This is a genomic window from Romboutsia sp., assembly GCF_035470145.1.
Classification (GTDB): domain Bacteria; phylum Bacillota; class Clostridia; order Peptostreptococcales; family Peptostreptococcaceae; genus Romboutsia_D.
On the sequence record NZ_DATIRC010000387.1, the window covers coordinates 1 to 4,854 of the forward strand.

A 4,854-nucleotide genomic window follows, 5' to 3' on the forward strand; every position below is an offset into this window, starting at 1 on the left:
GTAGTTTTAAGTGCTTCTATAAATATTTTTTCTTTATCCTTATTTTTATCTAAACCTAGTAAACTTACGTTTTCTGTGAATGCTTCACTTTCGTATATTATTTGCTTGCATATACCTACGTTTACTCTTCCTTCTTTCAGATTTAGCATTTTATCTATATAAAATTGAATTAAAAATTCACTTATTTTTATATCATTTTCTTTCTTTAAAGCTATATATTTTTCAAGTTCTTTATATTCTTCACTTTCTTCTTTATTTCTAAATATTTTAAAAGCTTGTATTCTATTTACATTTAATATTATTTCTATAAAGCTTATATATTCTTCTTCCTTTATATAGTCTTTATATCCATAAAAAATACAACTTGCTATAACTAAGGCATTTGCATATGGATAATCTATTATTTTTTTATCCTTTTTAGTGTTAAATACCTCTATGTTGTTATTATTTAATATATTACTTACCTGATAATCTAATACAGTGTTATTTATAGGTGATATTATAGCTATATCAGATGGGCTTGTCCCTTCATTTATAAGAGATATAACTTTATTAGTAGCTTGATCAATCATTTCACTGTACAATTGGCTACTTTCATTTAAATTTATCTTTGTTGGTAATAAATATATATCTTCTATTAGTATGTTCCTTGTTATGCTCTCTTTTAAATTATTTAGATTATTATAATTTGCTTCTTTATTAAATTTTTCTATTATCTTTTTATTTATATATTCCATATCTATATTATTAAATACAGAATAGTCTCTTGTATTATTAAAGTAGATATATGTATCCCTAGCATAATCTGAAATTAAATCTATAAAATCTATTTCTGCATTACTGCAAGCTTCTAAGCTATCTACTATTAAATAATCTGTATCATTTTTTAGGTTTTCTAAATATAAATCATTTTTAAGTAAGTATTCATTATATAAATATATACTAATAGAATTGTCTATCATTGAATTTGACAATAATAAGTCTATATAATAGTCTATAATTTCATTCATTTGGCTATAAGAAAATTTCATTATATTGTCTCTATTTTTCTTTGACAGATATATCTTTTCACCAATAGTTTTAAAATCTATTAATGCTAGAGCTGCCTTATTTATGTTAATATTAATGCTATTAGCAATATTTCTATTAGTTGAGGTGATGTCTTGAAAATATCCTTCTATATTTCTTTTTTCATTAACTTTATTCTTTATTATATATTCACTTAGGCTGTTTGGTATAAATATAGGTGATATAAGCTTTTTGTTTATTTGATTACAATTTTCTAAAACTATTGGCCAAAATTTGATTAGTTCTTTTTTTATAAAATTCAAGTATGTAGTAATTTTTATTTCTTCACTAAATCCTATATTTATTTTTCTGTCATATTGCAATTTAGTAATGTTATTTGGGACTAACAGCATTATTTTTTTTGATTTATTGTTATTTTCTTTTAGCAATCTTATATATATTTCTATTATTTTATCTTTCTTATTTTCAAAGTTGTTTTCTTTAAATAAATATTTCAATTGAACACCTTCTTTTTATTTATTTTATATTTTAATTATATCATATGTGAAATTTTATATTCTCTATTGCGATAAGCCATCCTATAGATTTTATGTACATAAAATCTATAATCAATACTCTTAGTTTATGATCCTGTGATAAATATAATAAAGCCTATAATCTGGGATTATCCAAACTATAAGCTTAGTTTTCAATTACTTTAATCTATTTTATATAATTTCATATCATTCAACTTTATATATCCTTTTTTTCTCATATATTCGCTTATTATAATACTTATTAATGCTGGTAGGATAAAATGTAATAATAGTATAGGAAGTAATGCATTAGTTCCCATAACATCTATCGCTTGTATCTGACCTACTAGTCCACTAGTTCCCATCCCTGCTCCTGTACTATTAGATCTTATTGCAAATACTCTAGCAGACAATGCACCCACTATTATACTAGCAATTGTAGTAGGAATTAATATTCGTGGATTTTTAACTACATTAGGAAATTGAATTTTAGCAGTTCCCAATCCTTGAGATATTAAACCTGAAAATCCATTCTCCTTATATGAAATCACTCCAAATCCAACCATTTGGCATGCACATCCAGCAACTGCTGCTCCTGCTGCTATTCCGTCTAATCCAAGTCCAATTGCTAAGGCTGCTGAACTTATAGGAGATACCAATACTAAGCCTACTATTACAGCAACTATAGGACCCATGTATAAAGGTTGTAACTCTGTAGCTCTATTTATTGCTTGTCCTATTATACCTATCATGCCTGAAATTATAGGAGATACAAAAATCCCTACAAGTCCACCAATTACTATAGTTACTGATGGTACTGTAATTATATCTAATCCACCATTTACATGTATTCTCTTTCCTACTTCTACTCCTATTAAAGATGCTATATATGCTCCTACAGGATCTCCTATAGATAAAGTACTAACTTTATCTACAATACTTATACTTCCTGCTCCTATCATTCCCACAACTACGCATGAAAATATAACTAATGATGGTGCTCCCAAAGAATACGCAACACCTACTCCTATTGCTGCTCCCATCATATTTTTTGCCATTATACCTATTGTTTGTAACAACTCAATATTTGTTACAATTCCGATTTGTTGCAATATAGTTCCTATGACTAAAGATGCAAATAATCCTAGTCCCATTCCGTTTAATGTTTTTATAAAATATTGCTTCAATTTAAATACCCCTTATTATTAATTATTATACTTTATTTTTTATAAAAATTTAAATCTCTCTTATATTATTCCACATATTGTATATTTAAATCAATATATTTGACAAGTTTAGCATAAATTCTCTTGTAATGATTTAATATAATAATTAGAAGTAATTCTTAATTTCCTACTAATATATGAAAAAGCAACCTTTCGGCTGCCTTTTATCTAATCTTTATTAAAGCTATATCTTCATTATTTACTTCCATATCACTTATTATAAATTCATCTATAAATATATTTTCAAATTTATATATATTATTTTCTATATTAAACTTCTCACATCTAAATCTAAATGAATCTCCATTATTTTCTATATCCATATACTTCATTTTTACTTCATACATATAATCACCAAATCCTTTATATTATAAGTTTTATCCTATATTATAATTATTTAGATTAATGTACTAATTTATTCATAATTTTTCTAATAAATGAACCAAATATAACTAATAATACATTTATGAACATTAACTCAAATACATATACAATACTTAACTCTTTAATAAATAACTTCATTATCGGAGTTGTTGGAATTAAATAAGGCATTGCAATCCATATAGCTCCATTAGGGTTTTGTAAAATGAAATGCATGTATATTGCAAAAAAAGATAGAAATATTCCTACTCCACAGCCCATAATTCCTACAAATAAGGCTTCTGTTGTTGTTAAATCATATTTATATCCTGTGTGAAAATTTACTCCAAAATAAAATGCACATATTAATATCCCAATAAAGAACGTTACTTCATTCGTAGGAACTATTTTAAAGTATATAAATGACACTAGGCATATAATTAATACGTCAAAGAATAATTTTTCTCCTATATCAAATGATTTTTGCATATGCTCACCCCAAATTTCCTTTACTTTATTATATATAAAATAAAATTAAAAGGTGATAATAATAATTTTTAAAAATTAAATTTATTTCATATAAAATATATTTTTTGATAATATATCTAACTTACTTAATATATTTTTATAATAACTATATTTCAATTTTTATTACTTCACTTAACTCTACTTTTCCACCTATTACAAGTTTCGTCACTCTACCTTCACTTTTATAAATTTCACTATCTATAACGCCTCCAGGTTGATTAATACTACACTTAAATACAGAATCTGTACAACCATCACTTAAATATAATGCTGTAGCAATAGTTCCGCTTCCACAACTATTCTCAAAGACAGTAGTATCAGTATCTCGAACATATACTACAGGTGTGATAAAATACCTTTCTCTATCAAAAAACATAATCCCTAATGCCTCAATATTATACCTTTTCATAATACTATTTTTAATATATGAAAAATTTTCTTCATTAGCTTCTATACCTTCTACAATTGCGTGATATATCCCATCAAACATAACTACAGGAAATTCTAATAATTCATCTATTCTTACATATTCAATTTCTTTCGGTAAAGGAACTTCTGCTTTTGCACTTTTATTTATATTGTCAACTTCTACATTTAAAGATTTATCACTTCCAGATATTTCAACTGTAACAACACCTTTTTCTATTTCATTATTTTTAGCAACCATCATTCCAAAACTTCTCAAAGCATTTCCACAAAACTCTCCACCCATCATTTCTAATCTAAGCTTACCATCCATTATAGGTTTCTTTACAAATCCTACTTGTTCTGCTCCAAATTTAGAATTTTTCAAGATTCTATTGGCTATATCAGAATAATTTTCCTTATCAATGCAATCTAATACAATTATAGTTATGTTGTTAGCTGGGTTTGCAAGTACAATATTATATATCATAAAATCACCACCAAATTTTAATAGATTATTAAAACTTATTCTTATATTCACGATATATTCTTTTAAAATTAATTTTGCTTTCAATTAAAAAGAGACTCATTTATTTTAAAAATGAGCCTCTAAACATGAGTTTTTATTTTTTATTTCTTTATTATAACTTAAAAAGATTACGTGGCTACGTCTTACTCTCCCAGGCAGTTACCCACCAAGTACCATCAGCGCTAAAGAGCTTAACTTCTGTGTTCGGAATGGGAACAGGTGTATCCTCTTTGCTATTATAACCACATAATCTTTATGTTTT

Annotated in this window: 5 protein-coding genes and 1 rRNA gene; all 6 read right to left on the reverse strand. The window is 25.6% G+C overall.

The features are described 5' to 3' along the window. Positions 1-1,526 (reverse strand): hypothetical protein (locus VLM92_RS15230; protein WP_325277171.1); only part of this gene is annotated, 1,526 nt, incomplete at its 3' end. Between the two features lie 200 nt (positions 1,527-1,726). Further along, positions 1,727-2,731, reverse strand: a complete 1,005-nt coding sequence (locus VLM92_RS15235) for a PTS sugar transporter subunit IIC (protein WP_325277172.1) — start codon at positions 2,729-2,731, stop codon at positions 1,727-1,729. A gap of 203 nt (positions 2,732-2,934) precedes the next feature. Beyond that, the gene (locus VLM92_RS15240; protein WP_325277173.1) at positions 2,935-3,117 is read right to left on the reverse strand and encodes a hypothetical protein; all 183 of its coding nucleotides are present in this window, start codon (positions 3,115-3,117) and stop codon (positions 2,935-2,937) included. Between the two features lie 55 nt (positions 3,118-3,172). Further along, positions 3,173-3,619: a hypothetical protein gene (locus VLM92_RS15245; protein ID WP_325277174.1), complete on the reverse strand. Its 447-nt coding sequence runs from the start codon at positions 3,617-3,619 to the stop codon at positions 3,173-3,175. A 145-nt stretch (positions 3,620-3,764) separates the two neighbouring features. Continuing rightward, positions 3,765-4,553, reverse strand: a complete 789-nt coding sequence (locus tag VLM92_RS15250) for a hypothetical protein (protein WP_325277175.1) — start codon at positions 4,551-4,553, stop codon at positions 3,765-3,767. A 169-nt stretch (positions 4,554-4,722) separates the two neighbouring features. Beyond that, positions 4,723-4,839 (reverse strand): 5S ribosomal RNA (rrf, locus tag VLM92_RS15255). Positions 4,840-4,854: the final 15 nt, after the last annotated feature.